Genomic DNA, 27000 nt, shown 5'->3' on the forward strand with positions numbered 1-27000 from the left:
AATAAGAGAACATAGGTTTCCCTTAATAATATGACCAGGACATCTGAAATTGTAACAAATAAAGGAAATAGTAGTGACAATTATATAAAGGTGATATGATGAAGAAAATATTTTTTGCAGCATTCGTGTTGCTTATCGTGATGGGATTTGCAGCTTGTTCTAATAAACAAGTTCCTGTAAGTACAGTCAATCTTCAGTTACAGAACTCTGTTGACAGTTTGCTCAAACAGGGAATGGGAGAGTATGGCGCTACGGAAGGTATGGCAATTGTGGTGGAGACATCGACTGGTAATCTCAGGGCGATGGTAGGGTTGAAGGAGAATAGTGGAAAACTTGTTTCAGATACCACCTTATTTTCCAAGGCTCGCGAAACATTTCTTTTCAGAAGTGCATCCCTGCTTGCTGCTCTTGAAACAGGAAATGTATCGCTGGACGATATGTTTGATACTTATGCCGGTATTGATGTTGTTGGGCAGGATACCATCTATGACCATAATTGGAGAAAGGGTGGATATGGGGAATTGACTCTTCTGCAAGGATTAGCATACAATTCCAGTATTGCCATTGACAAGGCTGTAGATGTGGCTTATCAAGATAAAGATGTCTTCTTGCAAAAACTGGAGCAAATGGGATTAGTGAAGGATTCTACTTTCAAAGGTTCCTGGCCCTTGTATGCTTTGGGCTTCCACCATATAAAGCCAGTCAATTTTGTGAGCTTCTTCAATGCCATCGCCAATGGAGGTGAAATGGTTAGTCTGAAATCGCAGGATAGTTCTGCTATCGTGGTTGACTCTATGATTGCAGAAAAGAAGAATATCGAATCCATGAAGAAGGCTTTTAGGTTCTATGTTACAAATGGCTTGGGCAAGAAGGCAGAATCAAAAATGGTCAATGTGGCTGGTACCTCTGGAACTATCCATACGGATGATGGCATCTATGCTGACTTCTGTGGTTACTTCCCCATAGAGAAGCCGAAATACACGGTATTCGTCAGCTATAAAAGACCGGAGATTCCGGTTTCCGGAGGAGGTATGGCAGGACAAACATTTAGAAAGATTGCAGAACAGATAATGAAAACTTGTAAGTAGTCAAGAATTCTTTAAAGATGATTATGTTTCATCAAAAGACAAAGAGGGTGCGTCATGAACTTATGACTCACCCTCTTTTCTGATATTTCTTAAGATAATGCAAGGTATCATCTGTCTTTTTCTGCCTAGCATTAGATATTCCTGCAGATTATAAAAAATCTAGAATCTGAGTAATCATGGCTAAGGAAATTTATAACTTCGTACATCAGGGAGTAGTAGAAGCATCTGGGAATCGTCAACATCCCGTAATGTGGGGTAAGTTTGATGGGAATATGGTGGTGATGAAGTGGTAAAAGATTAAATACTCGTATCTTTACCATTCGAATTCGTTTTTGAGATCAGCCATCATTTTAAGAAAGTCAACGGCGTAGCCTGTTCTTGCATATTCTTCTTCACGGGCAAAGACATGATTCACCAACTCGTCATTATTGCATGATGCCATAAAAGGATATTCTTCGGATTCGTTATGAGCCTCTGTTGCATAATCGTGACGATAGGTAACTGTTGGTTCTTTTGGGTTTGACATTATTTTAGTCATATAATAATCCTCCTTAATTTTTGATACTCTAATTTGTTGCAAAATTACGATTAATATTTGAAAGTACCAAAGTTTTTCTTTCTTTTCTTATGAATAATCCTAAAGAACTTGAGTTTCGTACTTTCAGCCCCCCATTTCATACATTTATACCCCAACTTTCTATGCTGTTTCGGATAAATTCACTATCTTTGTCCCCTGAAAACAACTAAAAGATAAAATGTAATGAAGAAAGGATTAAAATATACTTTGGTTTCCTTAGGCAGCCTGGTCGTTTTGGCTGGTATTGGTCTGGGAATCATGTATGTGGTGTCGCCATATAAGGTGAAGCGATGGGTGGGCATCGCTTCATCTTATTCTGATGTGTTCGTTGATAGATTGAAAGGGCAACCTTATACTCGTGGCGGATATGACGGCATTGATGTTTCGAAACACAATGGAGTTATCAAGTGGAAGGAAATAGCGAAGAACAAGCGAATCAAGTTCGTTTATATCAGAGCTACACATGGTAAGGGATATGTGGATCGACATTATCGCCGAAATATCAGACTGGCTCGTAAATATGGGTTGAAGGTAGGATCTTATCATCTGATGTCTGCCGGCTCTTCAGTAACTGCTCAGTTCCGAGATTTCCAAAAGATGGTGAAGAAGAGTGAGCAGGACTTGATTCCTGTATTGGATGTGGAGGAGAAAGGCATCCAGGGAAGATGGAAGGGACGACAGCTGCAGGATAGCATACAGGTGTTTGCTGACTTGGTGAAGAAACACTATGGTAAGTATCCTATCATCTATAGCAACGAGAGCTTCTATAATAAGGAGATGGGGGCGAAGTTCAATCGCTATTATCTCTTCATCGCCAATTATAACTCCAGACAACCCTCTATCGACGGCAGAGGAAAGTGTAATATCTGGCAGTATTCAGAAACCGGACATTTGCATGGTATTGGAGAAAGGGTAGATTTAAGCAGATTCATGAATGGTACAACCATCAAGGATTTGATGCTATAGGCATTGATGATTTCATACACATAAGCGAGTATTTGATACAATCCACGTATGGATAGCATCATTACTTGCTTTTTTTTTCTACTTTTGCACTCGGGATTTTTACCCTGCTATAAGGATAGGGTTGAGTCTTGGATATTAAAAGTTGAATTTAAACATTATCAATCATGACTAAGAAATGTATTATTTCTGTATTGTTCGTAGTGGCATTGGCGTTCGTCGGAAGTTCTTGCCAGAGCACGGCGCTCCACTTTGCCGTGAAACTGGAACTTGGCTGGAATGAACCGAGTATCCGCTTTTGAATATAATCCAAGGGATGATGGTATGTTGTTTACGTTTTTTGTTAGATATCGCAAACAAAATGGGGATTTCTTTGCAGCTATGAATATTTTTTTGTATCTTTGTCCCCAGATATAAGTACTTAAAGCATATTGTAAGATGGCTGCATTGAAATTATACCCTGTGGGAATCCAAACTTTTGAGCGAATTCGAAAAGAAGATAAGCTCTATGTTGATAAGACGGAATACATTTACAGAATGACGCATTCTGGTGGATGTTATTTCTTCTTGAGCCGACCACGCCGTTTTGGTAAGTCATTATTGACTTCAACTTTTCAAAGTTATTTCGAGGGTAAGAAGGATTTGTTTAAAGGGCTTGCCATCGAAAAACTGGAGCAGGAGTGGACGGAATATCCTGTGCTGCATTTTGATATGTCGGGTGGCAAGCATCTGGAAAAGAAGGAGTTGGAAGATTATTTGGGCTATCAATTGGCTAATAAAGAGGCTACGTATGGTATTACAACACCTCAGAATGGAGCAAATAATCGTCTGACCGATTTGATTCTGACTGCTTATCGAAAGACAGGCAAGCAAGTGGTTGTGCTCATCGATGAGTATGATGCTCCTTTGTTGGATGTAGTACACGAGGATACTTCCTTGCAGGTTCTTCGCAACGTTATGCGCAATTTCTATAGTCCATTGAAAATGTGCGAGCCTTATCTCCGCTTTGTCTTCTTGACGGGTATCACCAAGTTCTCGCAGATGAGTATCTTTAGCGAACTGAATAATATTTCGAATGTGAGCATGTTGCCTCAGTATGCGGGAATTTGTGGTATCACCAAGGAAGAACTGGAGACCCAAATGTCCGCAGATATTGATGCTTTGGGCGAGAAGTTGGGCAAGACAAGAAAAGAGACGTTGGCGGCTCTCGGGGAATATTATGATGGTTATCATTTTGCGAGTGAATCTCCTGACGTATTCAATCCATTCAGCTTGCTCAATGCCATGACAAATGGTAATTTGGATTACTATTGGTTTGCCTCTGGTACACCTACTTACTTGATCAACATGCTCAACAAGTTCCAGGTGATGCCATCTGAGATAGGTGGCTGTGAGGCAGATAAGTCGGAGTTTGATGCTCCAACCGAGAAGATGACCACCATCATGCCGTTGCTCTATCAGAGTGGCTACATCACCATCAAGGGCTATGACCCAGAGACGGAACTCTATCTCTTAGACATACCGAACAAGGAGATTCGTGTGGGTTTGTATCGTAGTCTTTTACCTTATTATATAGGTATGAATACGGTGAAGGGTACCACCACAATCGCCAAGATGTCTGCTGCCATTCGTCATAACAAGATAGATGAGGCTCTGGAAATGCTCCAGACTTATCTCGGCACGATTCCTTATTGCGACAATACGGATTATGAGGGGCATTATCAGCAGATGATGTATGTCATCTTCTCCATCCTCGACAATTATGTGGATGTAGAGGTTCACACGCCAAAGGGACGTGTCGATATGGTGCTCCGTACTGCCACCCATCTCTACCTCTTTGAATTGAAATTAAACCAAAGTGCTGATGTGGCAATGAAACAGATAGACTTGAAGGAGTATGCGAAGCGTTTCGCCCTCTGCGGTCTTCCAATCGTGAAGGTAGGCATCAACTTTGATGTGGAGACGCATACCATCAAGGATTGGAAGGTAGAAGATTAATGATAGTCTGAATGTTCTCTTCGGGCGTCACCGAGATAGGTACACCTATATAATAATAGTATTTTTCTCCAATTTCTTGCATATTCTTGCAGAAAAGTAAGCAGAAATGATAAATTTGCAGCAAAAAGCAATATTTTTTGGGAATTTATGCTTGATATTATAGAAAAAGTCTTAACTTTGCAGCGGATTTGAGAAAATAAGCAGTTTCCGGCTATCAGAAAATAAGGAATCATGATGCTATTAGAAAATGAGGAATCATGAAGATGATAAGAGGGCTGGCTTTCTCTTCCACAGTTTACACTTATAACAACTTTATAAATTAAAAGATTCGATTATGAAAGTAGCAATTGTTGGTGCAAGTGGCGCAGTAGGACAGGAATTCCTGCGTATCCTTGCCGAGAGAAATTTCCCTATGGATGATTTGGTGTTGTTTGGTTCTGAGCGTTCTGCTGGACGAAAATACAACTTCAAGGGAAAGGACTATGAGGTCAAACTTTTGCAGCATAACGATGACTTTAAAGATGTCGATATTGCTTTCACATCTGCTGGTGGCGGCACTTCAGAGGAGTTTGCCGAGACTATCACCAAGTATGGTGCCGTGATGATTGATAACTCTAGCGCATTCCGTATGTGCGACGACGTGCCTCTGGTTGTGCCTGAGGTAAATGCTGAGGATGCCCTGAACCGCCCTCGCAACATCATCGCCAACCCTAACTGTACCACCATCATGATGGTAGTAGTGTTGAAGCCTATCGATAACTTGAGCCATATCAAGAAGATTCATATCTCTTCTTACCAGAGTGCTTCAGGTGCTGGTGCTGCTGCCATGGCTGAACTTGAGCAGCAGTATAAGGATATCCTTGAGACTGGTAAGACCGATCATATCAGCAAGTTCCCTCATCAGTTGGCATATAATGTCATCCCACAGATTGACAAGATGACTCCTAACGATTACACCAAGGAGGAGATGAAGATGTATAACGAGACCCGCAAGATTATGCACTCTGATGTTCGTACCAGTGCTACCTGCGTTCGCGTTTCTTCACTCCGTTCTCACTCAGAGAGTGTTTGGTTCGAGACAGAGAAGCCATTGGCAGTAGAGGACATCCGCAAGGCTTTGGAGGCTGCTCCAGGCGTAACTGTAAAGGATGATGCCCAGAACTACGTTTATCCAATGCCATTGGAGAGTGCCGGTAAGGACGATGTATATGTAGGTCGTATCCGCAAGGATTTGGCTGATGACAATGGTAACACATTGTGGTTGACTGGCGACCAGATTCGTAAGGGTGCTGCCCTGAACGCTGTTCAGATTGCTGAGTACTTGATTAAGGTGGGCAACGTAAAGTAAGTCATACCTTATTTATATAAAAGAATATGAGGAAGTTAAGGGATAATGAATTTTATCTCTTAACTTCTTTTCGTCTTTATACGATTCTGAATAGAAAAGTAAGAATATGCTTGAAAGATTCAAACAATTACTCGGTGAGATGAACCGGGGCATTTATGAGAAGGAGACGGAGATATCGCTCTCGCTCCTGGCAGCTCTGGCAGGTGAGAGTATCATCCTGCTTGGACCTCCGGGTGTGGCAAAGAGTATGGTAGCCAGACAGTTGAAGACGGCATTCAGGGAGGCTCAGAGCTTTGAGTATCTGATGTCACGATTTTCTACACCCGATGAAATCTTCGGTCCGGTGAGCATTCAGAAACTGAAGACTTCGGATACTTACGAGCGTGCGGTGGAGGGGTATCTGCCTACTGCCGATGTGGTTTTCCTGGATGAAATCTGGAAGGCGGGTCCTGCTATCCAGAACACGCTCCTTACGGTGATTAACGAGAAAATCTTCAGAAACGGCAATCGGGAAATGCATCTTCCTCTGAAACTTCTCGTGGCTGCAAGTAATGAGTTGCCGGCTAAGGGAGAAGGACTGGAGGCACTCTGGGACCGATTCGTCATCAGAATAGAGAGTAGACCGATAAAACTGGAGAAGAATTTCCGGGCGATGCTCTTGGAAGTGAAGAGTGAAGAACAGAGAGCTTCTGAAGTGAAGAGTGAAGAACGAGGAGTGAAAGAACAAAGTTCGGCGGCCGAAGGAAAAGCGAATTCAAATGCTATTACTGCTGAGGAGTATGCAGGATGGACGGAGCGTATCGATAAGATTGGCGTGAAAATCGAGGTGCTCGATGCGATTTCTGCCATCCGTAAATCTCTGAGAGCCGTGAATGTGGATGAGGCTGCCGAGCGCAGAAACATCTATGTGAGTGACCGAAGATGGAAGAATATCGTCCGCCTGCTTCGCACTTCAGCCTTTATGCAGGATAGGGAAGAGGTGGATATCTGCGATTTGCTGCCTATCTATCATTGTCTATGGCAGGAACCGGAAGAGCGGGATGCTATCCGAAACATCGTGATCCGTGCCCTCTTTTCTCCTTTTGCAGATAAACTCGTGGAGATGAAGAATGCGCTTGCTGAGGATATTAAGTATCATCGTGTACGCAGGAATCCGGAGGATGGAAGGGATTACGAGGGGGAGATAGAAACTCTTTCGGATGGCTTGACCTCGCTGGAAAAGCAGTTGGGCGAGAATCTCTTCGCATCAGCTGATGATAAGGCGGAAATATCGGCTTATCTCCGTGATTTCTATAAGGAGTTGGCATTTACCCGTCAGGATACGATGAAACTCTATGAGTTTTAATAGTCTCCTATTACATTATTATATATAGAAGAATCTAAACATGATGAATGAACAGAAAATATTGACTCCAGAGTTTGAGGCGCGTGTTCACCAGGCTGTGGATAACTTTATGCAGGGCTATGGCTGCTGCCAGTCGGTAGTGGCTGCCTTTGCCGATTTATATGGTCTTGATGATGAGATGGCGAAGCGCATTGGTGCCGGCTTCGGTGGTGGAGTAGGCAGAATGAGAATGATGTGCGGTGCCGTTTCGGGCATCGTGGTGCTCGTTGGCTTGGATTGTGGACAGACCGAGGGGGATGACCGTGAGGGCAAGTCGGCATGCTATAAGGTGGTGCAGGATTTGCTCGCCAAATCGAAGGAGCAGAACGGCAGTATCATCTGTGCCGAGATTCTAGGCTTGAAGGGCCACGAGAAAGCGCAGTCCAGCTATGTGGCTTCGGCAAGAACGGCAGAATATTACAAGTCTCGCCCTTGCGCAGCCAAAGTAGAGAGTGCTGCAAGAATCTTCGCAGAATATCTGATGGAGAAAAAATAAGGATTTACTCCTATGAAATACCAGAATAATAAAGATTTGGCGGAGGCACAGTATTACTTGAAGATGCTGGATGACTTCTGCAAGTCGGGACAGGTGAAGATTCCTGATCCGACAGGCACCGCCATGCCTTGGAATTTGAAGGAAGACCCGCTGAAGGATTATCTCATTCATCTCTTTACCCTGAAAGTAACCATAGAAGAAACTGGCGAAGAGGTGCAGAAATTCGTGCGACAGGTGGTGAACAGCAAAATCAAGAGCAAGGTGTTCTATGATAGCGTGGGAAAATTCATCGTGGAATGCGTTCATCACATGCGATTCCAGCGCCAGCGTGCCTGGACCGAGAGTCATCGGGCAGATGAGGTGCTCGATTGGGCTCCCTTCAAGCGGATGGATGAACTGGTGTGGCTCCCTTTGCTCGACCAGCTGGTACAGGAACATGCTGAATATGGGTTCGATAAGCCTTTCTTCCTCAAGCTGATGACTGGAGACGGGGCTTCGAAACCCGAAAACTGGGAAAGGCTGGTAAGAGACTGGAAGGTCTGCATCGAACATCAGGTATTGAACAAGTTAAAGGACTTTATCTCGCTCCGTCAGAACAACTTCGAAACAGGACTGGTGCGCATGATGGACCAGATAACCCGCAACATGAAGACGAAGGGCGTTTCGGAACAGCGCGCCGTACAAGCCTGGGAACTGATGACGAACGGATGGACTGAAACGGAGTTTGAACGCCGTCTGAACCAGGTGAAGATTCAGGATAAATATCCCGAAATCAAGGAAATTGTGGCGAAGATGGGACGAGTAGCCGATGCCAACGGCAAAGACCGGCTCACCATCGCATCGGGCGTAGAGATGAAGATGGAGCATTCAGCGGGTAGCGATATCGAGGGCATTACCGTGGGCGATGATCTCAACTCCCTTCTCCCGCTCGAACTGGCACAGTACAGTGACGAGGATATGGAGGGCCTCTTTATCTATAAGTATCGCACGCGAAGACTCCAGACCTTCCGTTATAAGAGCGAAATGTCGAAACCATCCCGCAAACTGGGCTTTACCCATGCCTCCCGCAAGGGTCCAATGATCGTCTGTCTGGACACCTCAGCCAGTATGTATGGCACGCCCGAAAGGATATCCTCAACCCTCATCTCTCTGCTGGAAGAAACGGCAGAAGATCTGGAGCGAGACTGCTTCCTGATAGATTTCTCCGTCAGTACCCGTGCCATCGACCTGATGGCGAAGCGGAAGGCAGAGCGCCTGAAGAGAATCGGAATCACTATGATGGAATCAGCCGAAACAGATGCAGCTCCGTCCGACGGAGACGGACAGGCGCATACCGGACGAGGCATCCGGCGGCAGCCTACCACAACCCACCTTCCATTTATCGGCGGCGGAACTTCGGCAAAGAAGATGATGAACCAGATGTTCGAACTTCTCGACAACGACGGTCTTCATTACGTGAATGCTGATGTGCTTTGGATTACCGACTTCCTGATTCCCGATCCGCCACAGCAGCTGCTGTCCAGATTCCGGGAATACAAGGAGACGGGTACCCGATTCTATGGCATCCGCATCGTGCGTGATGATGACAAGGAGCCGAACGCCTGGAAGGAGTACTTCAATCAGATTTATACCATCCGGTACCGGCCGCTGCGAAGATATTAAAGAAGATGTTAAGGCAGAAAAGGAGTATCAGATGATAATAGAGACATGTATGAAATGTATCAAGAACTTTATCATATGTTACATTTGGCGCAGAATCACGATTTTGCGCCATTTTTTTGAATTAAAAATTCCTTAAAACGCTTGGTGATACAAAATATATTTGTACCTTTGTGCTCGGAACAATGAATAATTGTCAGCCAAACAAACTCGAAAAAATCAAATAATAAACAATAAATATAAGAATTTATACAAAAACTTAAGTAATAAACTAATTATGGTAAGCAACAACATTCCACAAGTAAAGCTCGGTATTATTGCCGTTAGCCGTGACTGTTTTCCAATCGCGCTTTCTACTCAGCGCCGTGAGAACATCGTAAAAGAGTACAAGGGTGAAATTTTCAACTGCCAGACTACAGTTGAGAACGAGAAAGATATGCTCAAGGCTTTGGGCGAAGTGAAAGAGCAGGGCTGCAACGCTTTGGTTGTATTCCTCGGTAACTTCGGTCCTGAGACTCCTGAGACTTTGATTGCAAAGAACTTCGATGGTCCTTGCATGTTTGTTGCAGCTGCTGAGGGTGACGGCGACATGATCAATGGTCGTGGCGACGCTTACTGCGGTATGCTCAACTGCTCTTACAATCTTGGCATGCGCCACCTGAAGGGTTACATCCCTGAGTATCCTGTAGGTACAGCAGAGGACGTAGCTAAGATGATTCAGGACTTCGTACCAGTAGCTCGCGTTATCCTCGGTTTGAAGGGCTTGAAGATTATCACCTTCGGTCCACGTCCACAGGACTTCTTCGCTTGTAACGCTCCTATCAAGGGCTTGTACGAACTCGGTGTTGAGATTGAGGAGAACTCAGAGCTCGACCTTCTCGTAGCTTACAAGGAGCACGAGAACGACCCACGTATCGACGAGGTTTGTGCTGATATGGCCAAGGAGATGGGCGAAGGCTGCTACTATCCTGACCTCAGCCGCAGAATGGCACAGTTTGAGTTGACATTGCTCGACTGGGCAGAGGCTCACAAGGGTTCTCGCCAGTATGTAGCATTCGCTGACAAGTGCTGGCCTGCATTCCCAAGTCAGTTCGGTTTCGAGCCTTGCTATGTAAACAGCCGTCTCGTTAGCCGCGGCATTCCTGTAGCTTGCGAGGTAGATATCTATGGTGCGCTCTCTGAGTACATCGGTATGTGTGCTTCTGACGACACCGTTACATTGCTCGATATCAACAACTCAGTTCCTAAGTACATCTACGATGAGGATATTCAGGGCAAGTACGACTATAAGTTGACTGATACCTTCATGGGCTTCCACTGCGGTAACACTCCTCAGTGCAAGATGTGCTCTAGCCGTAAGATTAAGTATCAGCTCATCCAGAACCGTTTGTTGGAGAATGGTGGTAAACCAGACTTCACCCGTGGTACTTTGGAGGGTGATATCGCAGCTTCTGACATCACATTCTACCGTCTGCAGTGCGATTCTGAGGGCAACCTCCGCAGCTACATCGCAGAGGGTGAGGTTCTCGATGTTCCTACCCGTTCATTCGGTGGTATCGGTATCTTCGCCATCAAAGAGATGGGCCGCTTCTATCGTCACGTATTGATTCAGAAGGGTTATCCACACCACGGAGCCGTAGCATTCTCTCACGTAGGTAAGACCTTGTTCGAGGTATTCAAGTATCTCGGCATCAAGGATATCGCTTACAACCAGCCAGCTAGTCTGCCTTACCCAACAGAGAATCCTTGGAAGTAAATTGAGTGAAGAGGGAAGAGTGAAGAAACAAAGTTCGGCGGCCGAAGGAAAAGCCAATTCATTTGCTCTTCTTTCTAAACTGAGTTCATAAAAGATAAGGGCGATTGCTTATCCCTTGCGTAGGGAATAGCAATCGCCCTTTTTATGTTTTCCTGGAAGGAGATTACCTGATGATAATCTCCTTCCAAGAATGTTTTGCTTATTTCGTATTTTCCAACGCTTCCTGTTTCTGCGGAATCATCACCGAAGCCCCGATGCTGACGAGCAGTACGAGGATGATGAATACCAGCGAACTGACTGCATCAATCTCGAAGAAATCGTGGATGAGCATCTTCACACCGATGAACACCAGCAGCACACTCACACCCACTTTCAGATAGCGGAACTTGTCTGCTATCGCTGCCAGCAGGAAGAAGAGGGCACGCAAGCCCAGGATGGCGAAGATATTCGAGAAGAACACCACGAACGGGTCGAGCGATACCGAGAATACGGCTGGGATGCTGTCGAAGGCGAAAATCAGGTCGCAGAACTCGATGAAAACCACCGTCATCACCAGCGGACCCAGATGCAGGCGCTTCTGCATGAACTGCACTACCGGATGCTCCAGAGCATTGATTTCCTCCTTCTTGTTCCTGTTGAGGAACATCTTGGTACCGCTGTAAACCAGGAATCCTCCGAATACGAGTAATATCCAGGCAAAACGGCTGATGAGCGCAGCACCCGCAAAGATGAAGACGAAGCGCAGTACGATGGCTCCCAGGATACCCCAGTTCAGTACGTGCTGGTAATCTTTCTTGTCTACTCCGAACGAGGTGAAAATCATCATCATCACGAAGAGATTATCTACCGAGAGCGTTTTCTCTATCAGATAACCCGAGATGTAGGAGATGGTCATATAGTGCCGGTATTGCTGCAGACTTCCCTCATAGTCGTTCGGGTCCAGTTTGAGATGCGAAGCATAGCGCGAGGCTATCAGCTTCAGGTCGTCGAAGTTCTCGATGCCGTGCACCATGTCGCCATGAAAATAGATGAATACGGCGAAGGCGAGCGCGAGAATAATCCATACAGCCGTCCATGAACCGGCTTCCTTGATAGACACCACATGTGCCTTTCGGTCGATGACCAGCATGTCTAATACGAGTATGGCAGCGATGAAAATCACGAATCCCACCAAAAACATCGATTCAGTAAAAACATGTTCCATTTTTCTTTTTCCTTAATCTATTTAGTATATACCATTGAATCTTAAAATCATTTCATCTGTTAGAAACGTAGGCGCAAAATTAGGAAAAATATCTGGAATAGCGAAGGTTCCGGTGCAAAACTTAATTGATTTTAACTTGAAAGGCAGGAATGTAACATGTTTGTAATAATGGTGCTGTGAGAACCGGCAAAAAAGGCGTTTTAAAGGTAAAAAGGTAAAAAGAGCCTAGCGGAATGTTAAGCTAGGGGGCTCTTTTTACCTTTTTACCCTTTTAACTTTTCTTAGTCAGCACATAGTGCTTAGCCATGGCGCCTTCAGGCTCATTGCCCAGCGAATCGGTCATGATGAGGCTGTTGGCATCCTTTACCTTGTAGTAAGATGTCTCGCCGCTTGATGGACGGGTGATTTCTACCACGTTGTTAGCCAATACCTTGAAGATACCGCTCGCTTCGTCATGACCATCCTTGCGCTCCAGATAGTCGGCTGAGTACTGATAGGTGCTGTCGGCGTTGAGCGTTAAAACGGTCTTGATGCCCGGACAGTCGGCAGCAGGGAGAGTTCCCTCGTAGGTGCCGGCGATGGAATCGAGAATGACATCGTTGGAATTGAGCGAATCATTTTCAGCATAACTGAGGCTATCCTGGTCAGCCCCCTGGCTATTTGTCTTCTTGCCATTGCAGGAGACAACAGATAATGCAGCGATGACGGCTGCTGTCAAAACTAATTTCTTTTTCATACTATACTGCTTTTTAATTGTTACTTATTTACGGAATCTCTTCTCTTCGAGAGTACTTTCCCCGAGAAGGATTTCTCTTCGCAAAAATAGTGTTTTATTCTGTAATCCGCAAGTTTTACACAAAAAATTATAGAATATTATACTATTTTCTTAATTGATGATGACAGGCACAATCTCTTCTTCACTAGGCCAATGAGGTAGATAGAAGAGCGGGCGAGGGGTTCCGCCCAAGCCCGTCCAGTCTATCTGTTTCACAAAGTCGAAATCGGGAGGACCGAAGTCGAAACTTCTGCCGTAGAGCACGATGGCGCCTCTGCCTTCATCTATCTTCCACAAACCGCCCCCGTAGGTGCATTGCTCGCCGGGTGACAGCATGTCACGGTGCAGGTAGACACGCCCGAACTTCAGTACTCCGTCTCTGTTGATAATGAATTTCTGAAACATCTCAATTCTGGTTTATTCAATGAAATCTGTATTCCGATTGATTCAATGTAATGAGAGAATTATTTCTTCTCCCAAAACAGTTTGTCTATGAAATCATAGCGCTTCTCCATCTGGGCATCAGTTTTTACGACGGTATTCACGTCTATCTGAAGCACAGGGGTTACTGCCTTGCCGTTGGTGGATGGCCACTCAGGCAGACCCAGACCATTCGGATTGCCGGTCTTTACGAAATTGACGTAATACTGGCTGAAGATGTCGCTGATCATATAATCCTCCGGCTGCCAGTTGAACACGCGGTTGGTTGGCAATGTACCCATTGCATACTCGATGTCGGCAGAATGAACGGCTCCCTTGTCTTGTGGCGCAGGAGCCGCATCTTCCTTGGCATCTACCACGCCGCCAGCCAATGCAGCCACCTTGCCCTTGATGGCCATAGCAGGACGAGGATGGCAATAGCGGTAGCGGTAAACAGGCTGTCCGCCGGTCAGCTTGTGCATGTTGCCCCACTTCCATGTAGAATAATCGAGGAAGATATCCGAAGCTAGGTTCACGCCCGGCTGCTCCAATACATCCTTATCGCTGTTGATGCCGTAGAGGCGGAAGAGTTCTTCGATGTTCTCTTCTCCAAATGTAGCCTTGGCACCCGCCTTCAGATTCTCGACGGTAGGCTGCTTGCCCATCAATACGGCTGCAGGAGTCATCTCCTGGTTGTTACCGCCAATGAGCAGAGGTACCTTGGTCTGCTCGCCTTTGGCAAAGACCTCTGCAGGCTGTTCTTTCATGAAATATCCGTCGATGTTATAGACCGGAACCGCTCTTACGCCCGCCAGTTTCATCAATTTCTCGGCAGGAAGGGCACGAAGGTCGTCGAGATTCTTCATTCCTACGTTCTTTTTCACCTTCTTTCCGGTTTCCTTACCCATCATCTCGGCTATTTTCTGGGCAAGCTGCACTCCTTTCTCCTCGGCTTCCTTCTGTGTAGCCACCTTCTTGAATCCCATCACCGAACCACTGGAACCCATTGCCTGGGCAAAGAGTCCCTGACAGAGAGGGGAAGCCATCAGGGCGCTGACCGACATGGAACCTGCCGATTCGCCTACGATGGTGATGCGGTTAGGATCACCACCGAAAGCCTCGATGTTATCCTTTACCCACTGGATGGCAGCCACCTGGTCCATGAATCCATAGTTGCCGGAACCCTTGTAGGATGTTTCCTTAGAGAGCTGTGGGTGGGCGAAGAATCCGAAGATGCCCTCACGATAGTTGGCTGTGATGGAGATGATGCCCTTGCGTGCCATCGCATCGCCCGCATATCGAGGTTCGCTTCCGCTACCCGCCATCAGTCCTCCGCCGTTGAAATAAATGAGTACCGGCAGATGCTCCTTCATGGTCTTTGCCGGTGTCCATATATTAAGGTAGAGGCAATCCTCGCTGTTGGTCTTCGTACCGAAGTTCATATCGCCGAAGAGAGGTTCCTGCATCGGGTTCGGTCCGAACTCCTTGGCCTCGCGAACGCCCTGCCATTTCTGTACAGGCTGCGGAGCCTTCCAGCGGAGATTTCCTACCGGAGGGGCAGCGAACGGAATACCCTTGAATACTGTGATGCCTGAGAGGTCTTTTCCTTCGAGGATACCTTCGGCAGTCGTTACCTGAGTCTGCGCCATCATTCCCATACCAGGGAGCAGAAAGGCAATGGATAAGAGTAGTTTTTTCATATCTTAAATCTGTTTGTTTGCAATGATACTGCAAAAATAAACAAAATATCATTACCTTGTCTTGTTCATGCTTATTTTTTAAATCTTTTTGCAAAAAAAATAAGGGCAGGCCCCTCATGATGAGAAACTTACCCTTTTTTCTGATTGTTGTATTATAAATTCTTGGCTTTTTCCGGTTCATTGGTTGTCACGTAATCGATGCCTTGCTTAAAGAAATATTTGATGGCTTTTAGATTGTTGACTGTCCAGACATTGGTAATCAGGCCGAGTTTCCGGGCTTCCTTGATCCATAACGGATGTTCGTAGAAAACGCTATCTTCGTAATCGATGCCTGCATAGCCTGCATCCTTGGCATCGAGAGGGGTTAGGTCGCCATTGAGATAGGAAACCTTGGCTCCTGGAGCGTGGCGAACGAGATAATCGCAGGCGTGCTTGCTGAAGGAAATATACTCTGTTCTTGCTTCCAGTCCGGCTTCTCTTACCATCTTCAGGGTGGCATCGATGCAGCGGTCTTCATCGCTCTTCTGGATGTGCTCTTTTACTTCGAGGATGAGCTTCATATCGCCCAATGACTTGGCAGCATTGAGATAGTCCTTCAAGGTAGGAATCTTCTCGCCATTCTTGAGTCGTTTGTCCTTGATATCGGCATAGTTGGCATTCTCTATCTTGATGCCGTCAACATCATCATCGTGGAAAACTACCACCTCGCCGTCGCGTGTGATATGAACATCAAACTCTGAGCCGTAAACCCCTATCTTATAAGAGTTCTGAAGAGAAGAGATGGAGTTCTGGGCAGAACCTTCTGTCTTCCAATAGCCTCTGTGGGCAATCACCTGCTGGGCTCTATCCTTGGCTGAGGATGGGAGAATCACTCCCATCAGCAGCATCATATAAATCAAAATTCTTTTCATTGTTTTTATCTTTAATATATTTCTTCAATATGTATTTCGTTATACTTATGAAACGTATTCCAGTCTGCATTTATTGTCTTAGAATCCCATTTTAAACATCACGCCGACAACGGAGCGGGAACCGCCGATGTAGGTTGGGAAACCAATCTGTCGGCCGGAATTACCTGCATCTACGATATATTTCTCATCGAGTACGTTCTTGCCAAAGGCTCCAATCTCGTAGTAAACCTTGCCTGGCTGGAAACGGTAACCGGCTGTGAAGTTGAGCAGTCCGTAGGCATCCTGGGTAAACTCTGGCTCGTTGCTCTCTTCGAAGAACACCTTCGATTTCCATGAATAGGTAGGGCAGAGATAGAAGGAAGCCTTCTCGCCGGTTGGCACGTTCAGGTCGAAGCCGATGGCAAAACTGTTCTTTGGAGTAAGGCGAAAGCGGTTGCCGGCATAAAGCTGTGCGTTTCCGTTGTCATCCTTGTCGTTGAACTTGCCCTCTATGTACGACCAGTTGCCGAAGAGATTCAGGTAGCGGCATGGAGAGTAGCTGATGCTTGCCTCCAGACCGAAACTGTGGGCACGACCTGCATCATCGTATTCAAACTTGCTGGTGGTAGCGTTGAAAACCGATGTCTGATAGTTATACCAGTCATAATAGTAAGCGCAGAAATCGTAATTCAATCTGCCTTGCAGGAGACTTCCCTTTACACCTGCCTCGTAGCTATAGATGATTTCAGGGTCGAGTGTCTCGAAATCCTTAGGATCGTTGTTGAAATATAGCACTCCCGGACGACGGCCACGAGCCACGCTGGCGTAGATGTTGTTGCGACCTATCATGTAGTTGAGTGCTGCACGACCTACCCACGACCAGTAGCTCTCCTTGGCAGTTACCTTGGCGCTACCCTCGGTAGGGTGATAAAGTATGGCACCAAACATGCTTGGTACGGTCGCTGAAGAGTAGCCTGTTTCCTGATTCTCGTAAGTTCCGCGGATACCCAGGGTGAAGTTCAGATTCTTTGTGAGTTTGAAGGTTCCGTCAGCGAAAACCTCTACAGCCTGATTGGTTCCGTAATTCTTGCCCTGTTCGGTATAGGCAGTATCGAGCGCTTTGGCCGAAATGCCCTGCAAGGTAGCCTGAATCAGTTTGCCGTTATCGCCCAAGCCAGCAAGAACCTGGTCTAAATCCATTCCTACAGCACCCAGAGCAGTCTTCAAATCACCATAAATATCAGGAGTGGTGGTCAGTGCCTTCAGTTTGCCATCAGCATCTTTTTCAGGATTCTCAGGGAACCACTTGCTCATGAGCTGGGCGAGTGCAGCATCTACCATCGGCAGGTAAGCGGCAGGAAGATACTGGCTGAGCAATCCCTTTACATTATCTATCTGACTGCTGAGCGAAGCCTTCACACTCTTCTGGATAAACACTGGATAGAGGTACTGGAGATTCGCCTTGGCGTTGACATCCTGTGATGAATTCTCGTAGAAATAGCTGGCTCCCAGGAAGCCAGAGAAGAACTTTTTGTCATCATAATTGAATCTGAATTCCTGGCTAAACTGAGTTCCCTTCTCTTTTTCCTCGCAGAGCAGGAGTGGGAGATAAGTACCATCTGCATCGAAATGCTCATTGCTGTTGAAGGCTCTGAATCCGGTGATGGAATTAAACGACCAGCGGTTGCTGATGTTGTGGTCGATATTGAGCAGGGCGCCACCCACGTTTCGCTTGATGCCCAACTGCTTGCCGGCTTCCAGGTTTGCAGGACTGTTTGGGTTGCTATTGCCAAAGGCTGGGTTGATGCTATGGAAGGAAGTGCCTGGATAATCATCGTGCTGATAATCGAGTACCACGCCCACGGAAGTATCATCGTTAGCCCACCATTGGGTAGAGTTTCTGAAAGCCAGGGCATTCTTGCCGTTCAGTCTGCCGCCTGCCTCGTTCTTGATGAAACCATCGCGTGCATCGTAGTCGAAGGCAAAGCGGTTGGCAAGCTTGTCCTTGATGATTGGGGTGTTGATGAAACCTGTTACCTGGCGTTGGTTGTAGCTGCCGTAGTTCATGGAAAGTTCGCCCTTCTGTTCATTTACCGGTTTGTGGCGGATGATGTTGATTCCGCCAATCTCAGCACCTCTTCCGAAGAGAGTTCCCTGAGGACCTTTTACTACTTCCAATCGTTCCAAGTCGAATAGTTCAACGGCAGAAGAGCGGCTTCTAGATGTAGAAACACCATCCATAAACACGGAAACTCTTGGCTGGGAATAAGCCTCGCCGCCATCTGAAGTTACACCACGAATCACGTAGCCAGGGTTGTTAGGACTCTGCAGCTGAATCTGAACGCCTGGGGTCAACTGAGCCACGTCGTCCATCTGGTGGAGATTGAGTTTCTCCATCACGCTACCTGTTACGGCACTTACAGCCACAGGAATCTCCAAACTACTCTGCTTCTTCTTCTGGGTAGTGACGATAACTTCGCCCAGGGCCTGTGTATTTTCCTTCATCACTACCTTCAGGTTGTTGTCGTCAGCATCCTTGGTGATGGTATTGTATCCTATATAAGTAAAGGTGAGTTTGTCACCATCGTTCACGTTGACGTGGAACTCGCCGTTCAAATCAGTCTGTACATTCGTGTTTCCGCAGCGAACCACCACGCCAGGCAAAGCCTCGCCCTGTTCGTTGGTCACCTTGCCGCTTACTGCATTCACGCCCAATGCTTTAGAATTAGTTTTGTTTCCTTCTGGAGTATTGTCGGCTTTCGCCTCCAGACATGCTACGCCCTGCACGAGCAGGGAAGCCATTAATACAATCTTAAATCTGTTCATAATCTATTGTTTCTTGCATATTTATTTTTTTCGACTGCAAAAGTAGAATGATTTTGTTACATCGTGGTTTCTATCTGGTGAAGAAAAGATGAAGTTGAAATCAGTATTTTTTTCTTCACTCTTCTTTCATTTCTTTGTAACATGATGGCAACATCCTTTAAATACCTTTGCAGCGGTAAAAAGCATTACAGTATTTTTGAAGAAAGAAATGAATAAGGTATTTAGTTTTATTGCGTTGGCATTTCTGGGATGCGGCTCTGCTGCTGCCCAACAGGTGAATGTTTCTAACGTTCAGCGCCCCAAACTGGTAGTGGGCATCGTGGTTGACCAAATGCGATGGGATTATCTCTATCGCTATCAGAAGCGCTATGGTGAAGGTGGATTCAAGCGACTGCTCAACGAGGGCTTCTCTTGCGAAAACACCCGTATTCCGTATGTTCCATCGGTTACCGCCATCGGTCATACTTGTCTCTATACTGGTAGTGTTCCATCTATCCATGGAATCGCTGGAAACAATTTTGTGAAGAATGGCAAGAAGGTGTATTGCACGGATGATGAAACCGTAAAACCGGTGGGTTCCAACAGTAAGGCGGGCTTGATGTCGCCCAGAAATCTATGGGTTACGACTCTCGGCGACGAGATGAAGATTGCATCCAACGGCAGAGCCAAGGTGGTGGGCGTGGCATTGAAAGACCGTGCTTCCATTCTTCCTGCAGGTCATAATCCGAACGGTGCCTACTGGTTTGATGATGAGAGCGGCAAGTTCATCACCAGTTCTTATTATATGAACCAGTTGCCCAAGTGGGTGGACGCGTTCAATAACCAGCATCTGCCAGAGCGTTATCTCTCGGAAAAATGGAACACACTCTATCCTGAGAATACTTACGTTGAAAGTACGGAAGATGAGAACGAGTATGAGGATGGCATCCGCAAGGGCATGAAGGCTACGCTGCCGCTCAATCTTCCAGCCCTTTATAAGAAATATGGTTACAGCATTATCCGCAAAACTCCTTTCGGCAATTCGCTGACGATTGATTTGGCAAAGGCGGCGATAGACGGCGAGCAGTTGGGTGCAGATGATGAAACCGACTTGCTGGCAGTAAGCTGCTCCAGCACGGATTATATCGGTCATCAGGTGGGAACTCATGCGGTAGAGACTGAGGATACTTATCTGCGCCTGGACAAGGCGATAGCCGATTTTCTTTCTTATCTCGATGAGAAGGTGGGCAAAGGAAATTATCTGGCTTTCCTGAGTGCCGATCATGGAGCGATGAACAACGCCCGTTTCCTGCAAGACCGCCGCATTCCTGCGGGCAGTTGGGATGGTGATGCGGTGGCGAAGAAGCTGAATCAGACCTTGGCTCAGGAGTATCCTAACGTGGGTGATTTGGTGAAGACCGTGATGAACTATCAGGTGTTTTTCAATCGAAACATCATCAAGGAAAACAAGTTGGATTTCGCCAAGATCAAGCAGAGCGTGGTGGACGTGTTGAAGGAAGACAGTTGCGTGCAGTATGCCTGCGATATGGAGAAGACGATGACCGAGAGCATTCCTGAGGATGTGAAGATGCGCATCGTGAATGGTTACAACCGTGAGCGAAGCGGTGATGTGGCCATCGTATTGAAGCCGAATTTCTATGCCCACGGCATGAAGGGAACCGATCATGGTGAGTGGAATCCATACGACACCCACATTCCTTTGGTTTTCATGGGTTGGGGAATCCAGCATGGGGCTACCACGAAGCAGACTTTCATGACCGATATTGTTCCAACCATCGCCGCCCTGCTTCATGTTCAGGCGCCAAATGGCTGTGTAGGTCAGCCGATATTCTAGTATTTTATTTAGAGCCTTATTCCTGAACTCGATTCAGGAATAAGGCTCTAATCGTATTCTGAGTTTTTAACCCTATCTTCATTTTTCTCTCACATCTTTGAAATATGAAACTTATACCTTTGCACTCGGAAAGGGGCGATGGACAGCTTCGTGTAACATGCATCTGCCGCTTCGCCAGCATAATATTAGATGTTTAAAGATGTATAAAGAAAAATGAAGGTAATTTTTGTAATTCAAGGAGAGGGTAGAGGTCATCTCACCCAGGCGTTGGCGCTTAAGCAGATGCTTCTGCACGAGGGCCATGAAGTAGTGAAGGTTTTAGTGGGCAAGAGCAAGAACAGGGTGATTCCTGAGTTCTTCCAGAATAAGATAGGTACTCCTATCGAGGTTTTTGACAGTCCGAATTTCTTGCCGTCTAAGGACAACCGCAAGTTCAATCTCCTGCGCTCCCTGGCTTACAATACGCTCTTGGTTCCCAACTATCTTTCAAGTATCCATTTGATACGGAAGAATATCCAGGAGAGCGGAGCTGACATCATCATCAATTTCTACGAGGTGTTGTGCGGCATTACCTGTTCTCTCTTCTGTTTCGGTATTCCTGAGGTTTGCATCGGTCACCAGTACCTCTTCCTCCATCCTTCTTTCCAGATGCCTGGAAAGTATTCCGTACCAGAATCTTTATTAAAATTCTTTACCCGTATCACCTGTATGGGAGCCACAGCCAAGTTGGCACTCTCCATCCGTGACTACGGGGATGAGCCTGTGCACGGCATTAAGGTGGTTCCGCCGTTGCTCCGTCAGGAAGCCAAGACCATCATCCGTCATCATGGCGACTACATTATGGGCTACATGCTGAATGCCGGTTTTGCCGAGGATGTGAAGGCTTGGCACGAGAAGCATCCCCATACCCATCTTCATTTTTTCTGGGATCAGCCCGATGCGCCCGAAGAACTGAAGGTAGATGATACGCTCACCTTCCATCGCATCAACGACGAAAAATTCCTCAAGATGATGGCAGGCTGCAAGGCTTTCGCCACCACCGCTGGCTTCGAAAGCGTCTGTGAGGCACTCTACATGGGCAAGCCTTGCATGCTGATTCCGGCTCATGTGGAGCAGGAATGTAATGCGATGGATGCAGAAAGAGAAATGGCTGGCGTGGTGAGCGAGGATTTCGACATCGATAAACTGAAGGCTTTTGCCCGTGATTACGAGGAGGATGTGGAGTTCAGAATGTGGGAGAACCATGCTGAAAGCCGAATCGTTGCCGCCATAGAAAACGCTTACGATACTTATTATTATAGAAAGGAGAACCAGGCTTATGAAGAAGAAAATGATTCCATTGTTGCTGCTTCTTCCCTTGTTGTTCCTGCTCGCCGTGTATGGCAAGGATAGCAAGAAGGAGGAGTCGCGTGTGGTAGTGATTGCCATTGATGGTTTGAGATGGCAGGAGGTGTTTGAGGGTGCCAGGCGCGACAGTCTGATGCCGTTTCTCTGGGAGATGGGCAGGAAGAAGGGCTGCATGATAGGCAACCGTAACCGGAAATCGAAGATGGAGGTGGCCAACGGCATCTGGAAATCCTATGCCGGTTACAGCGAGATGCTCTGTGGTGTAACCGATGATGAGCACATTTTTGATAACCGCAAGCAGTATAACCCCAACCGGTCGGTTCTGGAATTGGCAGAGGCTTGTTCGGAGTACAAGGACAGGGTGAATGCCGTGGCGAGTTGGGATGTGATTCCTTATATCCTGAATTATCGCAGAAGCGAATTGCCGGTGGATTTCCGCTCTCCTCACAGGGTGAGCAAACAGGTAAGAAATGACAGCGTGACTCTGAACCGTGCCTTGAAGACCCTCAAGGAGAAGCATCCCAAGCTTCTCTTCGTAGAGTTTTGCGAGACCGATTATTACGGTCATCATGGAAAATGGCAGGAGTATCTGAATGCTGCCCATCAGAACGACCAGTTTATTCGACAGTTATGGGAATGCTGCCAGCAGGACCCATTTTACAAGGGCAACACCACCTTTCTTATCACCTGCGATCATGGCAGGGGAGAAAGCCTGGGAGTTCACGCCAACCGTGGCGAAGTTGATTCCAAAGCTTCCTGGGCGGAACATGGCAGAAGAATTAAGGGCAGCAATCAGACCTGGCTGGTGGCTTTCGGAAAAGACATTCAGCATCTGGGAGAAATGGAAGGTGGCAGAACCATCTATACCAAGCAGGTGGCTCCTACCATCGCCAGCATCCTGAAGGTTCCGTTTACGAATGATGATAATCAACAGCCGGAGGCTTCGCCGATTTATAAGATTCTCAAATAGAAGATTTATAAGATTCTCACATAGCTTTTTATTTAGCAAGAATAGGATAATAACAAATAAGATTTACAGATTATGATAGGATTGTTCAATGAATGTTTTCCACCCGTCATGGATGGTGTTTCACTCACGGTAAGCAATTTGGCTCGCTGCTTTTATCAGCAGGGCAAGGACGTGGCGGTTGTAACCCCGGAAATGCCAGGACTCGATGAGTCTCAGCTTCCTTATTCCGTTTTCCAGTATCGCTCGTTTCCGGTTCCCGGTCGCCATCCTTACCGTTATGGCTTCCCATCGCTCGATTTCAAGTTCCAGAAGCAGGTTGCTGCTCAGAATTTTGAAATCTTACACGCCCATTGTCCTTTCTCTTCGGGTGATTTTGCCCTGAAGACGGCTCGCAGGATGGGGATTCCATTGGTGGCAACCTTTCATTCCAAATATCGTGACGATTTTGAGAGAGTAATTCCCAACAAGGCTCTGGTGGATTATCTCGTGGGCAAGGTGGTGAAGTTTTACGAGAGCGTAGATGAGGTGTGGGTGCCTCAAGCTTCTGTGGGCGAAACCCTGCGCGAGTATGGCTACAAGGGAACCTTTGAGGTGGTGGATAACGGAACCGAATTTGCCGATGCGCCTTATACCGAGGAGATGAAATGGGCAGCCAAGAAAGAGCTTTATGTGGCAGTAGATGAACCCTTGCTCCTTTTCGTGGGGCAGCATATCTGGGAGAAGAACGTGAAACTCATCATCGAGGCATTAGCCAAGGTGAAGGATTTGCCTTATCACGCCCTTTTCGTGGGCGATGGTTATGCTAGGGCTGATATGCAGGCGATGGCGGCAAAGCTCGGCTTGTCGGGAAACAGCGATTACCGCAAGGATAAGATTACCTTCTTCGGAAGCGTGCAATCCCGGGAGTTGATGCAGATGATCTATATGGCTTCCGATCTCTTCCTCTTCCCATCCATCTATGATAATGCCCCTCTGGTGGTAAGGGAGGCTGCTTCGCTTCATACGCCTTCCATCGTGGCAAGGGGCAGCAATACGGCGGAAATCATTCAGGATGGAATCAACGGATTCCTCTCGGATAACGACGTAACGGCCTTTGCCAATCGACTCCGTTATATTCTGGAGCGCCCAACCATTATTTCCTGGGCTGCAAAGGGAGCTGAGGAGACCCTGGTGCGCTCTTGGGAGGACATTGCTGTAGAAGTTTTGGACAGATATCAGCATTTAATTGACAGACAACAAAATAGATTAGCCATTTAATCGTTATATTACTATATATAATAAGGTATAGTTTTATTTTGAGAGTAATATGAAAAAATGGCATTTATGGTTGGCGGCTTCCATCGGACTGGTGGTCATCGTTGGAATGATGATTCGGGAGTTTGATGTGGAAGTTCTGAGCAGGATAGATTTGTCTCCCAGGTTCTTTCTGGGAGTAGTAATGGGCGTGTTGCTCTTTGCGGTCCAGAATCTGATGCTCACCCTCCGTTTCCGTCATCTCTGCCAGCGTAAGTTATCTGTAGCCGAGGCGTTCCGCATCAATGTGCTCTGCGAGTTTACTTCTGCCGTCACTCCTTCGGCGGTGGGGGGAAGTGGATTGGCTTTTGTCTATCTCAATCGCGAGGGAGTTTCTATGGGTAGAAGTATCTTCACTATGTTTGCAGCCCTGCTGGCTGATGAGGCTTTTCTTGCCATCAGTTGCGTGTTGCTCTATTTCTGTGTTCCATCGCATCTCTTGTTCAGCTTGGCTGATGAAGTGGGGATTTCTGCGGATGCTACGAACGAATGGATTAAGGGCGGAGTGCAGGTTATTTTCATAGTCAGCACCCTTATCGTTGCTGTCTGGACGGTCATCCTCTACCTCTTGTTGTTGCATCGTCCTCAGATTCTGGGCTGGGTATTGAAGGGATGCTGCAAGATTCCTTTCCTTCGCAGATTCCTACCCAAGGTAGAGAAGTTTTCCGAGGAGATGACGATGGCTTCGGAGGAGGCAAAGCTGGAGGGCGGAAGATTCTGGCTGCAGCTGATGGGTTATACTTTCTTGGCGTGGCTGTCGAGATTCGCCATCGTGGTAGCTATTCTCATTGCCTTTCATTGTCAGGGCAACATGCTGGTGGCTTGGTGCCGCCAATGGGTGATGTGGATGATTTCCATTCTGAGTCCTACGCCTGGCGGAAGTGGCGTGGCAGAGTTGATGTTCCGCCTTTATTATGCCGATTTCCTGCCCGATGCCTCAGTAGCCATCCTTGCCGCCATGCTCTGGCGCGCCATCTTCTATTACCCTTTCCTGGTGATGGGCACCCTGGTCTTGCCGAAATGGATAGCAAGGAAATAAGATTGAAACAATCTCGATACTTCAAAATTTTCGTCCATAGACGAAAACAATGATGGAAATAAGGAGATTTTCGTCTATACACGAAAATCTTGTTAAAAACAGAGATATTTTCGTCTATACACGAAAAAAATGCTATCTTTGCACAAAAATTCGAGTATGAACGAAAATATAGAATCAGTAAAGAAGTATAATCTTTGGTTCGGTAACACCATCGATTGTGGTTTTCCTCGTCCGCTTTATACCGAAAGTGTCGCTTCATATCTTGGCAGCAAGGTGGTGAAGGTACTTACGGGACAACGACGTGTGGGAAAAAGTTATATATTGCGTCAAACTGCCATGCATCTTGTGCAACAGGGGGTCAGCAGCAATAATATTGTCTTTATCAACCGAGAACTGACGGCGTTCGATTTTATAGAGAACTATAAGGATTTGGACAATTTTATCCGTCTGTACCGGAAGGAATTAAAGCCTGAAGGACGAATCTACATCTTTATAGATGAAGTGCAGGATATTGATGGTTGGGAACGTGTAGTCAACTCGCTGTCTCAGGATTATACTGAAGATTACGAGATATTTATCACAGGTTCTAATTCAAAGATGTTCTCAGGAGAATTATCCACTCTTCTATCTGGTAGATATGTGGAATTTCACATATTCCCGTTGTCTTACGGGGAATATGCTAGCATTCATCAGCTCCCTGTCGGCAGAGAGAGTTATTTGACGTATATGGCTGATGGAGGTTATCCTGAACTCGTGCATTTCCAGTCTTCCGATGTAAAGCGTAACTATATTTCGGGATTGAAGGATACGGTATTACTGAAAGACATCATACGTAGATATACGATTCGCGATGTAAGACTGCTCGAAGATTTGTTTGCCTATCTGGTTAATAATTCTTCCAATCTTCTTTCTGTTACCAATATTACCAACTTCATAAAAAGCAAAGGACGCAAGACTTCGTATGATACAGTATCTCTATATTTGGGATATATAGAAGAAGTTTATCTTGCACATCGTGCTTTGCGCTACAATATCAAAGGGAAGGAGATCCTTTCTGGCAGTTGTAAATACTATATGAACGATTTATCGTTTAAAAATTATCTCTATGCCGGATTCGGCTATGGAGCTGGGTATCTGTTGGAGAATCTTGTTTATCTAGAGTTGTTGCGTTATGGATATGATGTATATGTGGGTAGCATTAAGGATAAAGAGGTTGATTTCGTTGCCATCAAGAACGATCGTACCATATATGTACAAGCCACTTATATGCTTATAGATGAGCAGACCATAGAGCGTGAATATGCTCCGCTGGAATGTATAGCAGATAACTATGAAAAAGTTGTAGTGTCGCTTGATGATCTCCAGTTGCCTTCTCGCAAGGGTATTACGCATGTAAGGGCATGGGAATTGTCTCAGATGCTATAGTTTCATTC

The 27000-nt window shown here is 46.3% G+C and carries 22 protein-coding genes; 15 read left to right on the forward strand and 7 right to left on the reverse strand.

Translation table 11 applies throughout. The features are described from left to right. The first annotated feature begins 95 nt into the window (after positions 1-95). On the forward strand, positions 96-1088 hold the full coding sequence (locus tag RCO84_RS02135) for a penicillin-binding transpeptidase domain-containing protein (protein WP_317583739.1): 993 nt from the start codon (positions 96-98) through the stop codon (positions 1086-1088). Positions 1089-1401: 313 nt separating this feature from the next. Here the strand turns inward: RCO84_RS02135 and RCO84_RS02140 are convergent, their stop codons facing one another. Continuing rightward, a complete protein-coding gene (locus RCO84_RS02140; RefSeq protein WP_294882849.1) occupies positions 1402-1626 on the reverse strand; it encodes a hypothetical protein in 225 nt (74 codons plus the stop codon). A 222-nt stretch (positions 1627-1848) separates the two neighbouring features. Between RCO84_RS02140 and RCO84_RS02145 the strand changes: the two genes are divergently transcribed. The 8 genes from RCO84_RS02145 to RCO84_RS02180 all read left to right on the forward strand — a co-directional run bounded on the left by RCO84_RS02145 (position 1849) and on the right by RCO84_RS02180 (position 11269). Continuing rightward, complete coding sequence (locus RCO84_RS02145; RefSeq protein ID WP_317583741.1) at positions 1849-2631, forward strand: glycoside hydrolase family 25 protein; 783 nt, start codon at positions 1849-1851, stop codon at positions 2629-2631. Between the two features lie 164 nt (positions 2632-2795). After that, complete coding sequence (locus RCO84_RS02150; protein WP_317583742.1) at positions 2796-2930, forward strand: hypothetical protein; 135 nt, start codon at positions 2796-2798, stop codon at positions 2928-2930. Positions 2931-3066: 136 nt separating this feature from the next. Then, complete coding sequence (locus RCO84_RS02155; RefSeq protein ID WP_317583743.1) at positions 3067-4626, forward strand: ATP-binding protein; 1560 nt, start codon at positions 3067-3069, stop codon at positions 4624-4626. Between the two features lie 334 nt (positions 4627-4960). Beyond that, complete coding sequence (locus RCO84_RS02160; protein ID WP_144151842.1) at positions 4961-5974, forward strand: aspartate-semialdehyde dehydrogenase; 1014 nt, start codon at positions 4961-4963, stop codon at positions 5972-5974. A 106-nt stretch (positions 5975-6080) separates the two neighbouring features. Beyond that, positions 6081-7319, forward strand: coding sequence for an AAA family ATPase (locus RCO84_RS02165; RefSeq protein ID WP_317583745.1), 1239 nt, complete (start codon positions 6081-6083; stop codon positions 7317-7319). Positions 7320-7359: 40 nt separating this feature from the next. Beyond that, a complete protein-coding gene (locus tag RCO84_RS02170) occupies positions 7360-7854 on the forward strand; it encodes a C-GCAxxG-C-C family protein (RefSeq protein WP_317583747.1) in 495 nt (164 codons plus the stop codon). 12 nt (positions 7855-7866) lie between these two features. Further along, positions 7867-9516, forward strand: coding sequence for a vWA domain-containing protein (locus tag RCO84_RS02175; protein WP_317583749.1), 1650 nt, complete (start codon positions 7867-7869; stop codon positions 9514-9516). Positions 9517-9790: 274 nt separating this feature from the next. Beyond that, positions 9791-11269, forward strand: a complete 1479-nt coding sequence (locus RCO84_RS02180; protein ID WP_317573407.1) for an L-fucose/L-arabinose isomerase family protein — start codon at positions 9791-9793, stop codon at positions 11267-11269. A gap of 199 nt (positions 11270-11468) precedes the next feature. Here the strand turns inward: RCO84_RS02180 and RCO84_RS02185 are convergent, their stop codons facing one another. The 6 genes from RCO84_RS02185 to RCO84_RS02210 form a co-directional block, all read right to left on the reverse strand. Further along, the gene (locus tag RCO84_RS02185; protein ID WP_287798063.1) at positions 11469-12473 is read right to left on the reverse strand and encodes a TerC family protein; all 1005 of its coding nucleotides are present in this window, start codon (positions 12471-12473) and stop codon (positions 11469-11471) included. Between the two features lie 271 nt (positions 12474-12744). Then, on the reverse strand, positions 12745-13209 hold the full coding sequence (locus tag RCO84_RS02190; protein ID WP_317583752.1) for a copper resistance protein NlpE: 465 nt from the start codon (positions 13207-13209) through the stop codon (positions 12745-12747). Positions 13210-13359: 150 nt separating this feature from the next. Next, positions 13360-13653, reverse strand: a complete 294-nt coding sequence (locus tag RCO84_RS02195) for a hypothetical protein (RefSeq protein WP_117587460.1) — start codon at positions 13651-13653, stop codon at positions 13360-13362. Positions 13654-13712: 59 nt separating this feature from the next. Next, positions 13713-15368 (reverse strand): carboxylesterase/lipase family protein, encoded by a 1656-nt coding sequence (locus tag RCO84_RS02200; protein WP_317583753.1) that lies wholly within the window; start codon positions 15366-15368, stop codon positions 13713-13715. Positions 15369-15520: 152 nt separating this feature from the next. After that, entirely contained in the window at positions 15521-16279 is a 759-nt protein-coding gene (locus tag RCO84_RS02205) for a glycerophosphodiester phosphodiesterase family protein (RefSeq protein WP_228114855.1), read from the reverse strand. A gap of 78 nt (positions 16280-16357) precedes the next feature. Further along, positions 16358-19084, reverse strand: a complete 2727-nt coding sequence (locus RCO84_RS02210) for a TonB-dependent receptor (RefSeq protein ID WP_317583754.1) — start codon at positions 19082-19084, stop codon at positions 16358-16360. A 208-nt stretch (positions 19085-19292) separates the two neighbouring features. Between RCO84_RS02210 and pafA the strand changes: the two genes are divergently transcribed. The 6 genes from pafA (at position 19293) to RCO84_RS02240 (ending at position 26992) form a co-directional block, all read left to right on the forward strand. After that, complete coding sequence (gene pafA / locus RCO84_RS02215) at positions 19293-20918, forward strand: alkaline phosphatase PafA (RefSeq protein WP_317577058.1); 1626 nt, start codon at positions 19293-19295, stop codon at positions 20916-20918. 213 nt (positions 20919-21131) lie between these two features. Further along, positions 21132-22310: a glycosyltransferase family protein gene (locus RCO84_RS02220; protein WP_317577057.1), complete on the forward strand. Its 1179-nt coding sequence runs from the start codon at positions 21132-21134 to the stop codon at positions 22308-22310. Beyond that, entirely contained in the window at positions 22237-23235 is a 999-nt protein-coding gene (locus RCO84_RS02225; RefSeq protein WP_317577056.1) for an alkaline phosphatase family protein, read from the forward strand. Before RCO84_RS02220 ends, RCO84_RS02225 begins: the two co-directional genes overlap by 74 nt. 72 nt (positions 23236-23307) lie before the next feature. Then, positions 23308-24492, forward strand: a complete 1185-nt coding sequence (locus RCO84_RS02230; RefSeq protein WP_144151809.1) for a glycosyltransferase — start codon at positions 23308-23310, stop codon at positions 24490-24492. Between the two features lie 49 nt (positions 24493-24541). Continuing rightward, entirely contained in the window at positions 24542-25567 is a 1026-nt protein-coding gene (locus tag RCO84_RS02235; RefSeq protein WP_144151806.1) for a lysylphosphatidylglycerol synthase transmembrane domain-containing protein, read from the forward strand. 156 nt (positions 25568-25723) lie between these two features. Next, on the forward strand, positions 25724-26992 hold the full coding sequence (locus RCO84_RS02240; protein WP_144151803.1) for an ATP-binding protein: 1269 nt from the start codon (positions 25724-25726) through the stop codon (positions 26990-26992). Positions 26993-27000 lie beyond the last annotated feature (8 nt).

The organism is Segatella copri (assembly GCF_949820605.1).
GTDB lineage: Bacteria > Bacteroidota > Bacteroidia > Bacteroidales > Bacteroidaceae > Prevotella.

Excerpts from the sequence above, each read along its gene's own strand:
- RCO84_RS02235 (WP_144151806.1), top strand. The coding sequence starts at position 24,542 with ATGAAAAAATGGCATTTATGGTTGGCGGCTTCCATCGGACTGGTGGTC.
- RCO84_RS02210 (WP_317583754.1), bottom strand. The coding sequence starts at position 19,084 with ATGAACAGATTTAAGATTGTATTAATGGCTTCCCTGCTCGTGCAGGGC.
- RCO84_RS02165 (WP_317583745.1), top strand. The coding sequence starts at position 6,081 with ATGCTTGAAAGATTCAAACAATTACTCGGTGAGATGAACCGGGGCATT.
- RCO84_RS02200 (WP_317583753.1), bottom strand. The coding sequence starts at position 15,368 with ATGAAAAAACTACTCTTATCCATTGCCTTTCTGCTCCCTGGTATGGGA.
- RCO84_RS02160 (WP_144151842.1), top strand. The coding sequence starts at position 4,961 with ATGAAAGTAGCAATTGTTGGTGCAAGTGGCGCAGTAGGACAGGAATTC.
- pafA (WP_317577058.1), top strand. The coding sequence starts at position 19,293 with ATGAATAAGGTATTTAGTTTTATTGCGTTGGCATTTCTGGGATGCGGC.
- RCO84_RS02190 (WP_317583752.1), bottom strand. The coding sequence starts at position 13,209 with ATGAAAAAGAAATTAGTTTTGACAGCAGCCGTCATCGCTGCATTATCT.
- RCO84_RS02135 (WP_317583739.1), top strand. The coding sequence starts at position 96 with ATGATGAAGAAAATATTTTTTGCAGCATTCGTGTTGCTTATCGTGATG.
- RCO84_RS02185 (WP_287798063.1), bottom strand. The coding sequence starts at position 12,473 with ATGGAACATGTTTTTACTGAATCGATGTTTTTGGTGGGATTCGTGATT.
- RCO84_RS02155 (WP_317583743.1), top strand. The coding sequence starts at position 3,067 with ATGGCTGCATTGAAATTATACCCTGTGGGAATCCAAACTTTTGAGCGA.
- RCO84_RS02170 (WP_317583747.1), top strand. The coding sequence starts at position 7,360 with ATGATGAATGAACAGAAAATATTGACTCCAGAGTTTGAGGCGCGTGTT.
- RCO84_RS02240 (WP_144151803.1), top strand. The coding sequence starts at position 25,724 with ATGAACGAAAATATAGAATCAGTAAAGAAGTATAATCTTTGGTTCGGT.
- RCO84_RS02195 (WP_117587460.1), bottom strand. The coding sequence starts at position 13,653 with ATGTTTCAGAAATTCATTATCAACAGAGACGGAGTACTGAAGTTCGGG.
- RCO84_RS02225 (WP_317577056.1), top strand. The coding sequence starts at position 22,237 with ATGAAGAAGAAAATGATTCCATTGTTGCTGCTTCTTCCCTTGTTGTTC.
- RCO84_RS02140 (WP_294882849.1), bottom strand. The coding sequence starts at position 1,626 with ATGACTAAAATAATGTCAAACCCAAAAGAACCAACAGTTACCTATCGT.
- RCO84_RS02180 (WP_317573407.1), top strand. The coding sequence starts at position 9,791 with ATGGTAAGCAACAACATTCCACAAGTAAAGCTCGGTATTATTGCCGTT.
- RCO84_RS02145 (WP_317583741.1), top strand. The coding sequence starts at position 1,849 with ATGAAGAAAGGATTAAAATATACTTTGGTTTCCTTAGGCAGCCTGGTC.
- RCO84_RS02230 (WP_144151809.1), top strand. The coding sequence starts at position 23,308 with ATGATAGGATTGTTCAATGAATGTTTTCCACCCGTCATGGATGGTGTT.
- RCO84_RS02175 (WP_317583749.1), top strand. The coding sequence starts at position 7,867 with ATGAAATACCAGAATAATAAAGATTTGGCGGAGGCACAGTATTACTTG.
- RCO84_RS02220 (WP_317577057.1), top strand. The coding sequence starts at position 21,132 with ATGAAGGTAATTTTTGTAATTCAAGGAGAGGGTAGAGGTCATCTCACC.
- RCO84_RS02205 (WP_228114855.1), bottom strand. The coding sequence starts at position 16,279 with ATGAAAAGAATTTTGATTTATATGATGCTGCTGATGGGAGTGATTCTC.
- RCO84_RS02150 (WP_317583742.1), top strand. The coding sequence starts at position 2,796 with ATGACTAAGAAATGTATTATTTCTGTATTGTTCGTAGTGGCATTGGCG.